Source organism: Peterkaempfera griseoplana (assembly GCF_001418575.1).
Lineage (GTDB): Bacteria > Actinomycetota > Actinomycetes > Streptomycetales > Streptomycetaceae > Peterkaempfera > Peterkaempfera griseoplana.
Map to the genome: position 1 here is coordinate 1 of NZ_LIQR01000364.1, position 17,358 is coordinate 17,358.

General features: G+C 73.1%; 14 protein-coding genes. 7 read left to right on the top strand and 7 right to left on the bottom strand.

Annotated elements, in window-relative coordinates:
* Positions 1-159: 159 nt before the first annotated feature.
* On the bottom strand, positions 160-3,363 hold the full coding sequence (locus tag AOK09_RS25475) for a S41 family peptidase (RefSeq protein ID WP_055589579.1): 3,204 nt from the start codon (positions 3,361-3,363) through the stop codon (positions 160-162).
* A 317-nt stretch (positions 3,364-3,680) separates the two neighbouring features.
* Here AOK09_RS25475 and AOK09_RS25480 point away from each other — a divergent pair, with 317 nt between their 5' ends.
* Positions 3,681-4,784, top strand: coding sequence for a glycoside hydrolase family 18 protein (locus tag AOK09_RS25480; protein WP_055589580.1), 1,104 nt, complete (start codon positions 3,681-3,683; stop codon positions 4,782-4,784).
* A gap of 64 nt (positions 4,785-4,848) precedes the next feature.
* On the opposite strand, the gene AOK09_RS25485 is transcribed toward AOK09_RS25480, so the two are convergent.
* Positions 4,849-5,940, bottom strand: a complete 1,092-nt coding sequence (locus AOK09_RS25485) for a hypothetical protein (protein ID WP_055589581.1) — start codon at positions 5,938-5,940, stop codon at positions 4,849-4,851.
* A gap of 281 nt (positions 5,941-6,221) precedes the next feature.
* Here AOK09_RS25485 and AOK09_RS25490 point away from each other — a divergent pair, with 281 nt between their 5' ends.
* Positions 6,222-6,941: a YoaK family protein gene (locus AOK09_RS25490; protein WP_055589582.1), complete on the top strand. Its 720-nt coding sequence runs from the start codon at positions 6,222-6,224 to the stop codon at positions 6,939-6,941.
* A gap of 85 nt (positions 6,942-7,026) precedes the next feature.
* Here AOK09_RS25490 and AOK09_RS25495 read toward each other — a convergent pair whose 3' ends face one another.
* Together AOK09_RS25495 and AOK09_RS25500 are read right to left on the bottom strand one after the other, a co-directional pair.
* The gene (locus AOK09_RS25495; protein ID WP_055589583.1) at positions 7,027-7,689 is read right to left on the bottom strand and encodes a hydrolase; all 663 of its coding nucleotides are present in this window, start codon (positions 7,687-7,689) and stop codon (positions 7,027-7,029) included.
* Between the two features lie 102 nt (positions 7,690-7,791).
* The gene (locus AOK09_RS25500) at positions 7,792-9,705 is read right to left on the bottom strand and encodes an amidohydrolase (RefSeq protein ID WP_175609341.1); all 1,914 of its coding nucleotides are present in this window, start codon (positions 9,703-9,705) and stop codon (positions 7,792-7,794) included.
* Between the two features lie 629 nt (positions 9,706-10,334).
* Here AOK09_RS25500 and AOK09_RS25505 point away from each other — a divergent pair.
* Positions 10,335-11,264, top strand: a complete 930-nt coding sequence (locus AOK09_RS25505) for a VOC family protein (RefSeq protein ID WP_055589584.1) — start codon at positions 10,335-10,337, stop codon at positions 11,262-11,264.
* 13 nt (positions 11,265-11,277) lie between these two features.
* Here the strand turns inward: AOK09_RS25505 and AOK09_RS25510 are convergent, their stop codons facing one another.
* Positions 11,278-12,129 carry a phosphotransferase gene (locus AOK09_RS25510; protein WP_055589585.1) on the bottom strand — a complete coding sequence of 284 codons (852 nt, stop codon included), beginning with the start codon at positions 12,127-12,129 and terminating at the stop codon, positions 11,278-11,280.
* A 225-nt stretch (positions 12,130-12,354) separates the two neighbouring features.
* A complete protein-coding gene (locus tag AOK09_RS25515) occupies positions 12,355-12,954 on the bottom strand; it encodes a TetR/AcrR family transcriptional regulator (protein ID WP_055589586.1) in 600 nt (199 codons plus the stop codon).
* 291 nt (positions 12,955-13,245) lie between these two features.
* Between AOK09_RS25515 and AOK09_RS25520 the strand changes: the two genes are divergently transcribed.
* Positions 13,246-14,010, top strand: a complete 765-nt coding sequence (locus tag AOK09_RS25520) for an SDR family NAD(P)-dependent oxidoreductase (RefSeq protein ID WP_055589587.1) — start codon at positions 13,246-13,248, stop codon at positions 14,008-14,010.
* Between the two features lie 241 nt (positions 14,011-14,251).
* The gene (locus AOK09_RS25525) at positions 14,252-15,016 is read left to right on the top strand and encodes a dienelactone hydrolase family protein (RefSeq protein WP_055589588.1); all 765 of its coding nucleotides are present in this window, start codon (positions 14,252-14,254) and stop codon (positions 15,014-15,016) included.
* Between the two features lie 104 nt (positions 15,017-15,120).
* Here the strand turns inward: AOK09_RS25525 and AOK09_RS25530 are convergent, their stop codons facing one another.
* Positions 15,121-15,954 (bottom strand): alpha/beta fold hydrolase, encoded by an 834-nt coding sequence (locus tag AOK09_RS25530; protein WP_055589589.1) that lies wholly within the window; start codon positions 15,952-15,954, stop codon positions 15,121-15,123.
* A gap of 569 nt (positions 15,955-16,523) precedes the next feature.
* Between AOK09_RS25530 and AOK09_RS40420 the strand changes: the two genes are divergently transcribed.
* Positions 16,524-16,679, top strand: coding sequence for a hypothetical protein (locus tag AOK09_RS40420; RefSeq protein ID WP_157876035.1), 156 nt, complete (start codon positions 16,524-16,526; stop codon positions 16,677-16,679).
* Positions 16,680-16,869: 190 nt separating this feature from the next.
* Positions 16,870-17,331, top strand: a complete 462-nt coding sequence (locus tag AOK09_RS25535; protein ID WP_055589590.1) for a pyridoxamine 5'-phosphate oxidase family protein — start codon at positions 16,870-16,872, stop codon at positions 17,329-17,331.
* Positions 17,332-17,358: the final 27 nt, after the last annotated feature.

Consider the following 17,358-nt stretch of genomic DNA (forward strand, 5'->3'; position numbering starts at 1 on the left):
AGCGGGGGGAGGGCCGCCGGGGAGACCCGGCGGCCCGCCCGCGTTCCCGCCGGACCGGCGGCCCGGCCCGACGCCCGGGCAGCGGCTCCGTCCGCGGCCGGCCTGGCCTGCCGGGTGGACGCCCCGGACGTCCGCGGGAGCGATCGGGGAGCCGCCCGGTCAGTCGGTGGGCGGAGCTGCTGGCCTGCTCCCCTCCAGCGCCCGCAGCGCCAGCCGGACGGCGGTCTCCAGCTGCGGATCGCGGCCGGCCGCCCAGTCGTGCGGCGCGACGGCCACCTCGACATCCGGATCCACCCCGTGGTTGTCCACCGTCCAGCCGGCGTCGGCGAACCACAGGGCGGACGTCGGCTGGGTCACCAGGGTGCCGTCGACCAGCTCGTTGAAGTAGCAGCTGATCACACCGCCCCAGGTGCGGGTGCCGACCACGGTCGCGATGCGGTAGGACTTCAGGGCCTGGGTCACGATGTCGCCGCCGGAGCTCGCGTACTCGTTGCTGATCGCCACGATCGGCCCGCGTGGTGCCTCGGACGGGTAGCTCAGCGGCTCCTCGTACCGGGCCATGGACCAGCCGATGACGCGCCGGGCGAGCTTCTCCGCGATCAGGTGCGAAGCGTCGCCGCCCTGGCTGTTGCGCACGTCGACGATGAGGCCGTCCCGCTGGGACTCGGTGTACAGGTCCCGGTGCAGCTCCGCCCAGCCCGCGGGGTTGGTGCCCAGGATGTGCAGATAGCCCAGCCGTCCGCCGGACGCCTCCCGGACCGCGGCCCGCTGCCGGGCGACCTGGTCGTGGTAGCGGGTCGCGTGCTCGGTGGCCAGCGGAACCACCAGGGCCCGCCGGTCCGCCCCGTCGCGCCGGAGAGTCAGCTCGACCGGCCTGTCGGCCTTGCCGACCAGCAGCGCGTTCGGGCCGAGGTCCGGGTCCACCGGCTGCCCGTCCACTGCGACGACGGCATCGCCCGGCGCCGCGGCGACCCCCGGGGCGGCCAGCGGGGAGCGCGCGCCCGTCACCGACGACTCGCCGGGCAGGATGCGCACGATCCGCCAGCTGCCGTCCCGGGTGGGTTCGAGGTCGGCGCCGAGCAGGCCCTGAGCGGTCGCCGGGTCACCGCCCGGGCTCGGCGGCAGGACCCCGGTGTGCGAGGTGCGGGTCTCGCCCTGCAGCTCCCGCAGGACGTCGTGGAGGTCGTCGGCGCAGCCGATGCGGTCGAGCAGCGGCCGGTAGCGGTCGCCCATCGCCGCCCAGTCCACTCCGGCCATGTCGGCGCGCCAGAAGTTGTCCCGCATCAGCCGCCAGGTCTCGTGGTACATCTGCCGCCACTCGGCCGGCGGATCGACCGTGACCCGGATCCGGTCCAGGTCGACGCCGACCGCCTCCCCACCGGAGCCGCCGACGGGCCTGATCTCCAGCGACCCCCCGGTGCGATAGGCCAGCCGAGTCCCGTCTGCGGAGACCGCGTAGTCGCCCAGGCCCTCGGCCTCGACCGAGCGTCTGCACCGGGCCAGGTCGTAGCGGACCAGCCGGACCGGGCGCTCCTCGTCGGCGCCGATCGCGGCCTCGCCCAGCTCCCCGGGGCGCGGCAGATCCAGCCATACGACGCCGTCCCGGGCCGCACGGAGCTTCTCAAAGCGTCCGGCCGCCACGGGGAACGGCACGATCCGGTCCGCCAGCCCGGCGACGTCCAGGTCGACCGCCCGCAGCTCCGCCTCCGTGACTCCGGTCGCGCGGAGCGGCCCGGGACCCCCGGGCGCCGCCGGACGGCCGTCCGACCGCGGGGCGAACGGCGACGGGGTCGTGGCCGACAGCGTCACCAGGTAGGGCCGGACGCCGGGCAGGAACCCCAGGTCAAGGGTGTGCGCGTCATAGACCGGGTCGAAGGCCCGGTTCGACAGGAACACCAGATACCTGCCGTCCAGGGTGAACGCCGGCGAGGTGTCGTCGAACCGGCGCGGGGTCACGTCGGTGACGGTGCCGTCGGCCAGCCGGGCCAGCCGGATCTGCGAGCCCCGGCGCTCGGGACGCCACGGCTGCGACCAGGCGAGCAGTGCGGAGTCGGGCGAGAACGCCAGACCTGAGACCTCCTCGTTGGTGCTGCGCGCGAGCTCGGTGACGACCGGCTCGCCGTCCAGAGCCACCGTCAGGAGCCGGCCGTCGGCGCATGCCAGGGCGGCCAGGCGCCCGTCCGGGGACACGGCCAGTTCGAGGATCCGGCCGAACTCGCCGTGCCCGATCCGCCTCGGCGGCGAACCGTCGGCGGGAATCACGTCCAGACCGTCCTCGCCCCCGCGGTCCGACGCGCAGGCGACGGCCTCCCGGCCCGGGATGATCACCGGGATCCGGCCGCGCACACCCGGCTCGGCGAGCAGTGCCCGGGCCGTCCCGTCACGGCCGGGCAGCCAGTGCACGGTGCCGCGCACCTCGGCGGCGACGGCGAGGCCGTGGGAGTCCAGGGTGAACGAGCGCAGCTGCGACCTCGCCGTCACCGGGTGGGGGGCTCGTCCCGAGCGGTCGCCGTGCAGCCGGATGTCCAGCCGCACCGGCCCGGCGTCCAGCGACGGGAGCATCCAGATCTCCCCGGCCTGCTGGTAGACCACGCGCCCGCCGTCGGTCGTCGCGTGCCGGGCGTAGTACTCGCCGAGGGCGGTGTGACGGCGCAGACCGGAGCCGTCCGGGAGTGCCGAGTACAGCGCGCCGGTGCCCTCGTGGTCCGAGAGGAACACCACCCGGGGCCCGACGAACATCGGATTCACCAGGTTGTCACCCACCTCGGCGAGGATCCGCGAGTACCGTGCGCCGTCCGGCGAGTACCAGATCCTGCCACCGGCACCGCCGCGGTACTGCTTCCACTCCGCCGGGTCGGCCGGCTCGAAGTTCATGGCGGAGCCCACCAGCACAGCGCCTTCGCGTACCGAGACGTCGCCCACCGGGCCGTGGTCGAGCCGTCGGGCCGGTCCGCGAAGCGGTACGGCGAACGCCCAGGTCTGCATGCTGGCGGGCCGGCCGGCTCCGCTGAGCACGAGCACCTCGTCGTCGCCGACCCAGCCGCGGACCGTCGCGAACCGGTCGCCCCAGTAGGTGAGCCGCCGGGCCGGGCCGCCCTCCACCGGCACCGCAAGCGCCTCGCGCGGGGCGCGGCGGTGCAGCGACCGGGTGCCGTCGCGGGTCGAGGTCCAGGCGACGTGCGTGGCCGACGGGTTCAGCCGCGGGTGCAGCACCGGGACCTGGTCGGCAGTCAGCCGCCACGCTCGGGTGCCGCGGCCGTCCGCCGCCTCGCTCAGCGAGGCGAGCCAGATGTCGTCCTCGGCCGCGAAGGTGATCAGATCGCGTGCGACATGCGGGTAGCGCAGGTACGAGGACTCGGCCACCCGCCAACCCTATCGGCGCACCGGTCCCTTGCACCGGGTTTGACGCCGACGCGATCCGGCTCGCCGGTGCGATGCCGGGACGTGCACGCCCGTCGGAGACCGCGAGCGCCGGGTCCGCCGGCACCGGTGGATCGTGGCCGGACCGCGCGGCGGTACGACGGCGCGGGCGTACGGCCGGGGCCCTGCCCCCGCCGTTGCGGGAGCAGGGCGCCCAACGGCGGGACGGGCAAGAGGTATGGACCAATGTATTGACAGTGGCTGATCAACACGCCACCGTGTCGTAGATCCTCATCCCGCCCCATCGCCGGGAGGCGTCCATGCGCGTGCTCAGAGGAAGACTCAGATCAGCCGCGGCCGTGGCCGCCCTGGTGGCAGCCGCTGCGGCGGGGCCCGTAGCGGTACCGGCCGACGCGGCCACGGCCGGACCGATCCAGGTCTACGGCGCCTGGCACTGCAGCGACGACGCCTGCACCTGGGCGACCGTCCGGGACATGGCCGACTTCGACCAGAAGAACCACTGGCTGATCGACCGCGGCGACGGCCGGCCCTCGGTCAACCTGGTGGTGCTCAGCTTCGTCAACCCGCTCACCCTGCTCAACGGAACGACCGACGGCGCACACAGCAACGGCGTGCCCATCGGCATGAACTCCGCCGTGGTCAACTACTTCACCAGCCACGGCATCCGCGTGATGCTCTCCATCGGCGGCATCACCTACACCGACGACTGGAACACCGCCCTGGCGCAGAACCCCACCCTGCTCGGCCAGAAGGCCGCCGCGCTCGCCTCGCAGCTCGGCGTCGGCATCGAGATCGACTACGAGCAGAGCTCCTCCCCGAACACCACCGGCCTGCAGGCCTTCATCGACGCCTACCGTGCGGCCCACCCGTACGACGCCTCCGGTGCCGACCCGACCGCCCGGCTCACCATCGACGTGGCCGCCGGCGACCGCTGGCTCATCGCCCTCGACCAGTACGCCACCGCCAACTGGCTCACCACCGCCAAGCCCGTGCTCGACTACGCCAACGCCATGGTGCCCAGCAAGCAGCCCAGCGCCGCCACCGCCGAGTCCAACTGGCAGGAGCACCTCGACGGCAAGTCCAACTACAGCCCGGCGATCCCACCGCTCGCCCCCGCCAAGTTCACGGGCAGCCTCTACATCGCCGAGGGCTCCCAGGTGCGGCCCGAGTGCACCAACTTCTCCTCGTCGCTGCAGAACTCCACCGGCAGCTGGCTGCAGAACGCCGCACCCAACGGCGCCGGGACCTCCACCGGTCTGCTCGGCTACATGTTCTGGGCCGCCGAGCGACCGTCCACCCGGGGCGTCACCACCGCCCCGCCCAACAGCTGTGAGGGCGGCGTCGGAGCCGGCGCCACCGCCTACTCGATCCCGGTGCCGATGCCCGCGCTGCGCCAGGGCTGACCGGCCCCGGGACCGCCCCGCCGCCGGGCGCCGAACGGCGGCCGGCGGCGCGGGCGTCCGGGGTTCAGTGAGTGACGTCCGGCCTGCGGTCGACCGGGGTGGTGGGCGCGACGACCTCGGAGAGGGTGCGGCGCGGGCCGGACCACGGTGCCGGGACCACGTCGAGGAGGTAGGCGAAGCGGTAGGCGAGGTGTTCGTAGTTGGTGCGCCAGCCGCGGAAGTGCGGCCACGCCTCCTCGGGGGTGCGTTCGCAGGGGTAGCCGTTGGCGGCGGCGTGGGCGACACCCGCCGCGAACTCGTCGTACGTCAGGCGGATGGGCGCGTCGGGCGAGGGGTCGGGATCATAGGGGAGATGCCAGACGTCGGCGATGTCGCGCAGGCAGACGAAGCCGGCGCGCAACGCCAGCCGTGCCTCGGCCTGGGGGCGGCCGGGATTGAGGGCGAGATGCATCGCCGCGGCGTCCATGACGGCCAGCAGGGAGACGATCCAGTTGCGGTTGGGCCGCGGTGAGCGGAAGCGGCTGAGGACCACATAGCTGGTATGGCTCTCGCTCACCTCCGCGGACCATCGCTCCCAGTTGCGGAACAGCTCCGCGATGCTGTCGGTGAGCCCCACCTGCGCGTAGCGAGCGAGGATCTCCGGCCCCCAGGGCGGACTGCCGGCCCGTGCCTGCAGCATCGTCACCTCGGCCTCCCGGCGGGAGTACGCGCTGTACAGCGTCGGCAGATAGCCGACCTGCAGACCGATGACGATCGGCCCCGTGGCGGCCGCGCAGAAGTCGAGCACGGTCAGCTGCGTGCGGGCGCTGCCGGCGAAGCCGAGAGTGAAGAGGGCCACCCCGGTCTCCCGGAGCGCGTCCGGCGCCCCGAAGCCGCTCACCGCCGCCTGCAGCAACGCATAGCCCAACCAGAAGGCGGCCAGCCACCCGACCAGGTGGAACAGGATGGACACCGCCGCCACCGGGGTCAGCGCACGGTCCTTCGCCTCGGGCGTGCGGCAGCGATCCGCCAGCAGCTGGAAGGGCACCTGGACCGCCTTGTGGAGTACCCGGGTGAAGCTGGAGCGTGTCGGCTGCGCGATCACCAGGGTCCGCAGCACCGAGGAGAACGTCCCCAGCACGATCAGTGCCCCGACGATGCCGATCAGGACGCGCACCAGCCCTCCCGCTGACGGTGGCCACAGGGTATCGCCACACTACAGCGACAGGTCGCGGACACAGAGTGACGGAGTCCATGCGTCCGTACCCGCCGCGGGTGCGAGGATCACGGGGCGTCGTCCGAGCGCCGGACGAGGACGCCCTCCCCGGGACCTCGCCGGTCCTCCCCCCGGCGCCGGTGGGGCGGCCGTCCGGACTCCCGCGGTGCGGGGCACCGGCGGGCCGGGCAGGATCGGCGGTGGCGGCCGGCCGCCACCGCCGCACAGCAAGGAGGTCCCCCGTGAACATCCCCCACCCGAGCGGACGCGGCCCGGGCCCCGGGACGGTCCACGGCGATCCGCTGCCCGCCGTGCTCACCACCCTGACGGTGGTGACCGGACTCATCGATGCGATCAGCTATCTGGGGCTGGGCCATGTGTTCACCGCGAACATGACGGGCAACGTGGTGATCATCGGCTTCGCCACGGCGGGGGCGCCGGGCTTCTCCCTGCCGGCGTCCCTGGCCTCCCTCTGCGCCTTCTTCGGCGGCGCCGTCGCATCCGGTCGCCTGGCCCTGGCGCTGCGTCAGCGCCCGCGTCACCAGTGGGTGCGCTGGGCGCTGTCCGTCGAGGCCGTGCTCCTGCTGGCGGCCTCGGCGGTGGCGTTCGCCGTCCCGTCCGGGGCGCGGTACTGGCTGATCGTACTGACGGCGGTGGCCATGGGCATGCGCAACGGGACGGTGCGCAAGCTGGCCGTCCCCGACCTCACCACGACCGTGCTGACCCTGACCGTCACCGGGCTCGCCTCCGACTCCTCGCTCGCCGGGGGCACCAACCCCCGAGCCGTACGCCGGGTCGCCGCGGTGCTGGCGATGCTGGCCGGCGCCGTGGTGGGAGCCTGGCTGGTGCTGCGTCACGGCCTGGGCTGGCCGTTGCTGCTCAGTGCGGTCAGTGTGGCGGCCGCCGCGGTGGCGGTGCAGCGCACCCCCGACGTCCACGGATACTCCCGCCGGCGCCGCTGACCCCCCAGGGGGACGCAGCGACCGCCGCACCGACCGGCGGCCGTCCACGACCGCCCGGCGGATGCCGGCGCCGGCGGGGCGGAGGTCAGCCCGCGACGGGTTCGCGGATCATCGCATGAGCGTAGGCGACCCCGAGGCCGTAGGCACCGGCGTGCTCCTGGACCACCCTGGTGACGGCGTCGTACGTCCGGGTGCGGCCCCAGTCGCGCTGCCACTCCAGCATGGTGGTCAGCCATGTGGTGGGGACGACGCCGCTCTGCGTCATGCGCCGGACGGCGTTCTCGTGCGCCTCGACCGAGACACCGCCGCAGGCGTCCGTGGCGACGTACACCCGGTAGCCCTGCTCGACGGCGGACAGTGAGGCGAGTGCGATGCACACCTCGGTCCACAGCCCCGCCATCACGATCCTGGTGCGGCCGGTCGCCTTGACCGCGTCGACCACCCGCTGGTCCTCCCAGCAGTTCATGGTGGTGCGGTCGATGGGCCGCACGGAGGGGAAGAGTTCCGCCAGCGGGGTGAGAAGGGGACCGGAGAAGCTTCTGGCGGCGACCGTGGTGAGCACCACCGGCACATCGAAGACCTTGGCGGCCTTGCCCAGCCCCACGGTGGCGTTGATGATCCCCTCCCGGTCGGTGCTGGTGGTGCCGAAGAACATCTGCGGCTGGTGGTCCACCAGCAGTACGACGCAGTCCTGCGGGGACAGCAGGGAGGTCGCCGGGTCGGCCTTGGCGTTGGCTGTGTTCACCATGGTGTTCTGCCTTCTTCCGAGTGGGTGTGGCTTCCGAGTGGGTGTGGGCGGATGCCGGTGCCGCGGACGGCGCCCGAGCGCCGGGGGCCCTGCGTGGCGCGGTCACAGGACGAAGCAGGGATCGAAGATCTCGGCGGCGGAAGGGGCGCCGTTCTCGGCGGCGAAGCCGCGGACGACGCGCCACTGACGGTGCTCCTCGGAGGCGGCCGCCGCCTCGACCACCGCCTGTGCCTGGCGGAGCCCGGACGGGGGGCTGGGGAACATCGTCCGGTGGTACCCGCCGAAGTAGGCCACCGGGCTCCAGGACGGCGCCACGGCGGGCAGGGGGGCGGCCAGCCCCTCGAACTCCCCGGCCGCATGGACGATGCGTCCGCCGACGACGGTCAGCAGCGACTCGATGTGGGAGATGTCCTCCTCGGGGACCGAGAAGTAGTCCTCCGACAACACGGCCAGGTCGGCGTAGCAGCCCTCCCTGAGCACGCCCTTGACCTCGCCCTCCCCGGTGAGCCGGGCTCCGGCCGCGGTGTACATGTGCAGCGCCGTCTCCCGGTCGATCCGGTTCTCCGGGGCGGCCAGCAGCCGGCCGCCGATGGTGCGGCCCCGCACCAGCCACTCCAGCGACAGCCACGGGTTGTAGCTGGAGACACGGGTGGCGTCGGTGCCGGCTGCGACCGTCAGGCCGCGGTCGAGCATCGCGCGGACGGGCGGGGTGTGGGCTGCCTGGGCGGCGCCGTAGCGGTCGGCGAAGGCGCTGCCCTGGAACATCATCCGGTTCTGGACGGACAGGGCCCCGCCCATCGCGGCGATCCGGTCGAGGGAGGCCTCCGACACGGTCTCCGCATGGTCGAAGAACCACGGCACCCCCCGGGGGAAGCCACCGTCGGCGGCGATCCTGTCGAAGACGTCGAGGTCCGCGCGGATGGTCTCGTCATAGGTGGCGTGCAGACGGAAACCCCAGCCGTTGTCCAGCAGCAGACGCACCGCCGCCTCGAGCTCGCCGTCGGCCTGTGGGGGCCGCAGCGGGCGGGGTTCGGTGAAGTTCTCGTAGTCGGCGGGAGACCAGGCGAGGTTCTCCCCGGCACCGTTCAGCCGCAGCCACTCGTCACCGTCGCCGGGCCGGACCATGCCGATCCACCGCCGCAGGTCCTCCAGCTCCTGGCCGGGTGTCTGCGGGAAGAGGTGGTAGGCGATGCGCATGGTCAGCAGGCCCTGCTCGGCGAGCTTCATCACGGCCCCGTAGTTCTCGGGGAAGTTCTGGAAGCCGCCGCCCGCGTCGATGGCGCTGGTGAGCCCGAGCCGGTTGAGCTCGGACAGGAAGTGCCGGGTGGAGCCCAGCTGCTCCTCCTCGTCCTCGAGCCTGGGCCCCTTGGCGAGGGCGGCGTACAGCAGCCCCGCCGCGGGGGCGGCCAGCAGCAGACCGGTGGGCTCCCCCGAATGGCCCCGTACGATCTGCCCGCCGGGAGGCGGGACGCTGTCCCTGGTGAGGCCGGCCGCCCTGACCGCTGCCCGGTTGAGGATGGCCGACTGGTACAGGTGGAGCACGAAGACGGGGGTGTCCGGGGCGGCGGCGTTGAGCTCCGCGACCGTGGGCAGGCGCCGCTCGGCGAACTGCTCGCCGGTCCAGCCGCCCACCACGCGCACCCACTGGCCCTCGGGCGTCCGTCCGGCCTGTTCACGGAGCATCCACAGCGCGGTGCGCAGTGAGGGGACGCCGTCCCAGCGCAGCTCCAGCAGGTAGTTCAGCCCGCCGCGGATGACATGCAGATGGGAGTCGTTGAGCCCCGGGACGACTCTGCGGTTGAGTGCGTCGACCACCCGGGTGCCGGTCCCGACGTGGCCGGCGACGTCCTGGTCGTCGCCGACCGCGACGATGCGGCCGGCGCGGACGGCCAGCGCCGCCGCGGCCGGCCGGGCGGGGTCACCGGTGTGGATGCGGCCGTTGCGGACGACCAGGTCCGCCGGTTCCCGGACGCCGGGGTCCGGGGTGACGCCGTCGACGGGCATGGCGTTGATCATGAGCATCTCCGGGCGGTCGGTGACCGCGGCACCCTGTGCCGCTCCGGTCAGTTCTCACCAAGTCCGGCGCGGGGTCGTGCCGACCCGGACCCAGGACGTCCTCTGGTTCTGATGCGGTGATCCAGTGCGGGGATCGGCCGGCGGGTTCGGCGTCGCCTTCCCCGGGGACCACCGGCGGGGGAGAGAACGATCCTGCCGGTACGCGGCGGACACCCCGGGTGCCGGCAGCGCCGTCTCCCCGCCGGACTCCGTGCGCCGTGCCTGGGTCGGCGGACGGTGCTCCGAGAAGCGGGCAGAACCTCCTAATCGGGATCCTAGTCGTGGCATCCGGAACTGCCACTCGTCCGGATCCTCCGGGCCGCACCTGCTCGGGGGCTGGGAGCCGCGCGGCCCCGGGCGGTCCCCGGGCGCCTCCGGATGCGTGAGCGAACATTCATGCCTACGTTGTGTGAGTGTTCGTCCGCCGGGTGTGCGGCCCGGCACTCCGCCGTACGGCGGACGCGGCGCCCGTCGCACCGGCGCCGGAGCAGCAGCCCGAGAACCAACGACGGCAAGGAACCGCACTCAGGCGCAGCCCCACCGCGCTCCTGTGCATCCGCTGACGCCCGCCCCGGCCGGGAGGACTCCCTATGAAGACCCGCGCTCTCGCCTGCCTGCTCCCCGTGGCACTCGCAGCCGGCGTGCTGGCGGCTCCGGGAGCCCCCACCTCCGCGGAGAGCCTCCGCAGCCCGAGTGCCCGGAGCCGGATCGCGGTCGGCCCCCAGTACGACACGACGCATGTGTACGTCGAGCCCGGGAAGCTGGCCGCGTTCACCGCCAGCTGGAAGGCCACCTTCGGGGGGACCAGTACCGGAGTCTCGATCGTCGACGTCACCCCCACCCCGAGCCGGACCAAGTCCCAGCTGATCCTCTCGCCGGTCGGAACCCTGTCGGTCTTCGGCTTCCTGACGCCGATCCCGTACCCGTTCGGGGCCGAGCGGACCGGCTGGCTGCTGCAGGACTTCAACGCCGGCATCCGGCGTGCCCGGGACGCGGGCGCGCATCTGCTCGTCGCCCCGTTCCCCGACCCGATCGGCCGGGACGCGGTGATCCAGTTCCCCGGCGGAATCAACACCCAGCTGTACTGGCACACCACCGCGCCCTCGTACCGGCCGCTCGCGACGGTCCCGGAGAACCGGGTCTACATCCCGGCCGACGCGGTCGGCGACTTCCTCCGCTCCTACCTGACGTTCACCGGTGGAACGGTGGTGTCGGACAACGGCAGCGCGGACGCCGGCGCCATCGGACTGCCCGGCAGGACGTACCGAAGGATCAGCATCTCCGCGCCCTTCGGCAGGACGGTCGTCATGGTGACCGACGGGCACCTGCCCTACCCGTTCGGACGAGAGGTCACCGGGTACCGGGTGGCGGATCTCGCAGCCGTGCTCTCCAGGGCCAGGGCGGCCGGAGCGACCGTACTCTGGGGACCGCGCCGTACCGCTGGTCGCGGCAGCGCCGTCGTCGAGTTCCCCGGCGGCTACATCGCCGAGATCCACGACGGGCAGCCGGGGGACTCCTGAGCCGGGCCCGGCGTCAGACGGGGGTGCGCGGCCCGTCGTGATCGCGTGCTGCCCGGATCCGGCCGAGCCACTCGGTGCCGATCCGGCGCCCGTCGGGGAACTCGTCGTCCCGGTCCCAGCGCCACGCCGTGACCATCGCCAGTACGAGGATCCGGCACTCGCGCAGCAGGCCCTGGTCGGCACCCGGAGAGTGCGCGCCGACCTCTTCGGGCGCGTGGGCGAGGTCGAACTCGACCGGCCCGCGGCAACAGGTCTCAAGGTCGATGAAGAGCAGCCCGTCCCTGGTGGTGAGCACATTGCCCGGGTGCGGCTCGCCGTGCAGCAACTGCTCGGAGGCGCCGTGCTCGCCGATCGTCCGCCTCAGGCCGTGCAGTGTGCCGCCGAGCAGCTCCCGGTCCGCGTCGGTGAGCGCCGGAGTGCGGTCGCGGTCCGCCACCAGGAGCTGCGCCTGCTCGACCCGGTCCGTGAAGTGCGGGACCGGGACGTCCAGTTCGCGCATACCGGCATGGAGCAGTGCCAGCGCGGCGGCGTAGTCGGCAGGGGGGATCTCCGGAGATGCCGGGGATGCGTAGTGGGTCCAGAGCGTGACCACGAAACCGTCACGCTCATGGGCGCGCGGCTCCACTCGAGGCTCCGGGAGAGCCACCGGGCACCCGGACCCGGCGAGCGACCGGGCGAGATCGACTTCGAACTGGGCGACCTGGTGCGCTACGGGTGCCACCCGCGCCACGACGTCACAGGGCAGCAGACGCAGCGTCAGTTTGTTGGAGTTCTGCAGAACGACCGCGTCGTCGACTGCCAGACCGCCGGACGACGCCACGGCCATGGCCGCGGCCGTCGCACGCGGGACCTCCGACACGTGCATCGTCGCCCGTCCCTTCCGTCGAGCACCGTGACGACTCTTCGAGCGGTGCGGTCCGCGCACCGTACCAGGGCGAGGCCAGGGTCAGCGGGGGGTGCGACGGGCTGCGGGCCGTCCGCGAGCCCGGTCTCCGGGGCACCGGCTTCGCGTACTCGGGCCGTTGTCCGCTGACGGCCGGAGGGCCGATCGCCGGTGCGGCCGGCTCCCGCGGCCGGTCGCCGCTGACCGTCACCCGGTCAGGATGCCGCGCAGCAGCAGGTCGATGAGTCTCACGGCGAGGTCTGGCCGGTGCTCGGAACCGCTGATGAGGCTGATGCCGCCGAGTGCCATCAGGACGTCCGCCGCCGCGACCTGGGTCCGGGCGGCGCCCTGGCTGGTGGCGGCGGAGAGGAGATGGCCGACCGCAGTGGCGAGGTTGGCGCGGGTCTGGAGCCGCTCGCTGTCGTCGGTCAGGACGACGCGCAGTGCGTCGGCCATGCCCTGCTTGGTGGCCATGAACTCGATGAAGCGCTCCATCCATGCCCTGAGCGCGTCGGCGGGGGGCATGGCGGCCGCGAGTTCCGGGGCGGCGTCGCAGAGGAGCTGCACCTCGTTGCGGTACGTCGCCTCGATCAGCAGCTCCTTGGAGGGGAAGCGCCGGTAGAGGGTGCCGACACCGACGCCGGCCTGGCGGGCGATGTCCTTGACCGATGCACCGGCTCCGTCGCGGGTGAAGGCGGCCGCCGCGGCCTGGAGCAGCCGGTCCTCGTTGCGCTGGGCGTCGGCGCGCAGCGGCCTGTGCTGTCCCTGCTGGGCCGGCGCTGCGGCGGTCCTGTCGTTGCCGGTCAACCGATGTGTCCTTCCGCTCGCACTTGCAACCGGAACTGGTTCCGCTTATGGTTTCGGCTGTAACCGGAACTGGTTCCGGATGTGAGGCTACCCCGGTCGCCGGCCTTCCGCGAGCAGCCGTGCCCGGACACCGCACCGGCACCGATCGCCGATGGCCTCCGGCCGGTGCGGAGCCCGCGCGGCCGCAGGCCCGCACCCCGGTGCCTGCCCCACATCCCCACTCACACCCCTCGACCGCGGAACCGGCCACCCGGCCGACCCAGCCGCGGCCCCACACCCGGAGGACACGACATGAGCCGACGACTGAACGACACGGTGGCGCTGGTGACCGGCGCCGGCAGCGGTATCGGAGCGGCCACCGCACACAGCCTCGCCATGGAGGGCGCAGCCGTCGCCGTCCTCGGCCGGCGGCGCGAACGGCTTGAGGACGTGGCGGACAAGGTCCGGGCCGACGGCGGGACCGCCCTCGTCGTCGAGGCCGACATCACCGACCGGCGACAGGCCGCAGCCGCCGTCGAGCAGGTGGTGGCCGACCTCGGGCGCCTGGACACACTCGTCAACAACGCCGGGTTCATGGGCGTCGGCCCGGCGGCCGAATCCCCCCTCGACGAGTGGGAGCACATGCTGGAGGTCAACGTCCAGGGACTGCTCTACGTCACCCACGCCGCTCTGCCGCACCTCCTGCGCGCCGCCGAGGACTCCCCGCGTCGCGTGGCGGACCTGGTCAACATCAGCTCCACCGCGGGCCGCGTCGCCCGGCCCGGCACAGCCGTCTACAACCTGACCAAGTTCGGCCTCAACGGCTTCACCGAGGCCCTGCGCCAGGAGGTCGTCCGGCAGCGCCTGCGGGTGAGCGTCGTCGAACCCGGCACCGTGGACACCGAACTCGGCACCCACCTGCGTGACGGCGTCCGCCAGGCGATCGAGCGGCAGCTGGAAGGCATGGAACTGCTGCGCCCCGAGGACATCGCCGACGCCGTCTCCTACATCGTCACCCGCGACCGCCGCGTCGCCGTCAACGAGATCCTCGTCCGGGCCGGGGAGCAGACCTGGTGAACAGGGCGCAGGTGCGCTGCCCCGGGGTGCTGTCCCAAGGTCCGGGCGGCCGCCGGAAAAGCGCTGGGCGGGCCCACGGCCGGGCTGATAGCTTGCAGTTGACCGAGACCCCGCCCGAGGAGGTGAGACCCGTGAACGCTGTATCCACATGGGTGCTCCCCCCTGTCGTAACGGTCCGGCGATCGACGTAGGTGTCGCCGGGAGCGCCCCCCACCAAGGCACTCCCGAAAGGCAACACCTCATGCACTCTGTTGAGTTCACCACGCAGACGACCACCGACGGCGTCGTCCAACGCGACTTCACCGTCGGGGACATCCCCGGCGTGCTCTGGTCACCCCCGTCCGGTCCCGGTCGCGCACCCCTGGTGCTGATGGGCCACGGCGGCGGCACCCACAAGAAGTGGCCGGCGATGACGGGCCGTGCCCGCCTCCTGGTGACCGGCTGCGGCTTCCATGTCGCCTGCATCGACGCGCCCGGACACGGCGACCGGCCGCGGACGGCGCACGACGAGCAGGAGATCGCCGCGATGCTGCGGGCAAGGGCGGCGGGCGAACCGGAAGGCCCCGTCGTCGTCCGCTACAACGCCCATATCGCGGAACGCGCCGTACCCGAGTGGCGGGCGACACTGGACGCGCTCCAGGAACTGCCGGAGATCGGCGCGGACGGTCCGGTCGGCTACTTCGGCCTGAACATGGGCACCGCGATCGGGGTGCCGCTGACGGCGGCGGATCCCAGGATCACCGCCGCGGTCTTCGGCCTCCACTGGCCCGACGCCCTCGCTGAGACGGCTCGGCGGATCACCGTCCCCGTCGAGTTCATGCTCCAGTGGGACGACGAGCACATCCCGCGTGAGGCGGGTCTGGCGCTCTTCGACGCCTTCGCCTCCAGGGAGAAGACGTTGCACGTCAACGCGGGCAGGCACAAGGAGCTGCCCAGGTTCGAGTCCGAGAGCGCGGCTCGGTTCCTCGCCCGGCACCTCGGCGCGGCGGTGAGTTCTCCGGCCTGACGGGAGCGGTGCCGGCGCCCGGCCTGTCGGCCGGCCTGCCGGCACCGCCTCCCCCCACCCCCGGCGGGGCGGTGCTCAAGGGCGGCTTCCGACCCGAGGATCAGTCAGGAGCCCGACAGGAAGCGGGCGATCTCCGCCGCCACCGCGTCGGGGACCACGGACGGCGCGAAGTGCATCTGGCCGAGGAAGACGGTCACGGTGACGTGCGGCAGGGCGCTCGCCAGCCGATCGAGGCTCTCCGGCATCGGCTGCCAGGTGTCGGCCCCTCGCATCAGCAACACCGGTACGGTGACGGTGGACCAGCGGGCCACGTCCACCGTGTCGGCCGCCATCGACTCCAGGTCACGGCACCACCCGGGGGCGTCGGCGGCCTCGTCGTCCACCGGCTCACCCGCGTCCATGAGATCCAGCAACGCGGACGGGACGCGGGCCACCTTCTCCGCGAGAAGCCGGTCGGCCCGCCGGCGGTCACCGTGCGCGGTCAGCTCCTCGAACCGGCCCAGGACGGGCGCCAGTTCCGGGCCCGCTGCGTAGAGCGGCGGCTCCCACAGCACCAGGGATCGGACCGGCAGCCCGGCAGCCGCGGCGTGCAGTGCGACGGTGGCGCCGTACGACAAGCCGGCCAGATGCACGGGACGGCCGATCCTGTCGATCAGCGCCCTGAGATCCCCCACCTCGTCGGCGAAGCTCTTCGGCGACCGCCCCGGCCCGCTCGGGGCGTACCCGCGCCGGGCCGGCGTCCACAGCTCGAACCGGTCGGCGAGCCGTTCGGCCACCGGCTGCCAGGAGTGCAGCCCGCCCCCGGAATTGTGGACCATGACGACCGGCGGCCCGGATCCGATCCGTCGGCAGCTGATGGCGGTCCCGTCGAAGGACTCGAACGACCCCAGGGAACCGGATGATCCGGAGGAGTCCGCACACTCGATCGCGCTCGGCATGCCCGGACCGTTCCACGGTCCGCCCCCGCCGGTCCATCGATTTTCGCAGCCGAGGCAGCCGAGGCAGCCCAGGCACCCGCCCTCGGCCCGGCCGCGTGATCCGCCGGACAGCACTCGGCGCCTGCGCCGGCCCTGGCGAGGACGTACCTGGACCCTACCGGCGGTGACGCCCGCCGGTGAGGCCGGCGCGGGTGCCCGTCCCGCTGGTCCCGACAGCGGGGGCCCCACCTCTGCCGCCTCGATTGCGCCGGGATCCGGACTCCCTGGGAGGGCCCCCGCCGGTGCGCACGGTGGACTCCGGGGAATTCTCAGCGGGAACGAGTGCCGGGGGCGGATGATGCCGCAGTGATCGAAGGGACCGAAACGACTTTTCCGCGATGGCTGACGGTCGCGGACGGGCCGCTGGGACCGCGGACGGTGATCGCACGCGGTGAGCGGCTGCGCCGATGGGGACTGTCGGAGGTGTGGCGGCTGGGGCTCGACGGACCCGGAGCACGTGCGGTCGTCGTCAAGCGGGGCACCGGGGAGATCGGGAGTCCGGGGCCGACCCCGCCGCGGTAAGGGAGCAGATGGCGACCGGCGGACTGTGCTGGACGTTCACCGCGCTGCGCTGGGGGGTGGAGGAAGGCGTCCACGCCGTACCGGAGTCCGCGGACTGGATCGACGAGCTGGTGGCAGACGCCAGGACACTCGCCGCACGGCACGGCGCTGGAGGCCGGATGTGACGTGGCCGCCCGACGACTCCACCAGGTGCGATCACGAGTCGGCCCTGACCGGAGACGGGTGCGGTTGAGCACGTCGGGCCGTCCCGCGCCTCCAAGTCGGCCGCCCCGGGCCTGGGCTGAGGATGGGTCGCCGGGCGTAGGTCCAGCGCCTGAGGCGGCCGTCGTACCCGCTTGGCTAGGGTCAATCCTCATGGAGACCACGGGAATCGTTTGTCGCGGGACGGCGGAGCGTGTGCGCGACGCTCTGGAGCGGCTCGTCGCCGAGCGGGACATATGGGTGTCGACGGCTCACCCCGAGGACGGGCCGCACCAGGTGCCGCTGTGGTTCCTGTGGGACGGGCGAGCGGTGTGGATGTGCACCAGCGCCACTTCGGTGACCGCGCGGAACGTCCGCACGGAGCCGCGCGTGCGCTTGGCGCTGCCGGACACCTTCGACGTGGTGCTGCTTCAGGGCGAGGCGGAGTGCTTCCCGGACCAGGAGGTGCCCGCAGACGCAGCGGAGGCGTTCGCCGGGAAGTTCGGCTGGGATCCGCGGGTGGAGGAGGGTGCCTTCCTCTATGTACGCGTGGTCCCGAGAACCGTGCGCGCATGGCGCGGCGAGCCGGAACTGCGGGGGAGGGTGGTCATGCGCGACGGGAAGTGGCTGGAATGACGGCCCGCGCCCGCCGTCGGTGCTCTC

Excerpts from the sequence above, each read along its gene's own strand:
- AOK09_RS40420 (WP_157876035.1), top strand. The coding sequence starts at position 16,524 with ATGGCGACCGGCGGACTGTGCTGGACGTTCACCGCGCTGCGCTGGGGG.
- AOK09_RS25510 (WP_055589585.1), bottom strand. The coding sequence starts at position 12,129 with ATGCACGTGTCGGAGGTCCCGCGTGCGACGGCCGCGGCCATGGCCGTG.
- AOK09_RS25505 (WP_055589584.1), top strand. The coding sequence starts at position 10,335 with ATGAAGACCCGCGCTCTCGCCTGCCTGCTCCCCGTGGCACTCGCAGCC.
- AOK09_RS25520 (WP_055589587.1), top strand. The coding sequence starts at position 13,246 with ATGAGCCGACGACTGAACGACACGGTGGCGCTGGTGACCGGCGCCGGC.
- AOK09_RS25495 (WP_055589583.1), bottom strand. The coding sequence starts at position 7,689 with ATGGTGAACACAGCCAACGCCAAGGCCGACCCGGCGACCTCCCTGCTG.
- AOK09_RS25530 (WP_055589589.1), bottom strand. The coding sequence starts at position 15,954 with ATGCCGAGCGCGATCGAGTGTGCGGACTCCTCCGGATCATCCGGTTCC.
- AOK09_RS25480 (WP_055589580.1), top strand. The coding sequence starts at position 3,681 with ATGCGCGTGCTCAGAGGAAGACTCAGATCAGCCGCGGCCGTGGCCGCC.
- AOK09_RS25500 (WP_175609341.1), bottom strand. The coding sequence starts at position 9,705 with ATGATCAACGCCATGCCCGTCGACGGCGTCACCCCGGACCCCGGCGTC.
- AOK09_RS25535 (WP_055589590.1), top strand. The coding sequence starts at position 16,870 with ATGGAGACCACGGGAATCGTTTGTCGCGGGACGGCGGAGCGTGTGCGC.
- AOK09_RS25525 (WP_055589588.1), top strand. The coding sequence starts at position 14,252 with ATGCACTCTGTTGAGTTCACCACGCAGACGACCACCGACGGCGTCGTC.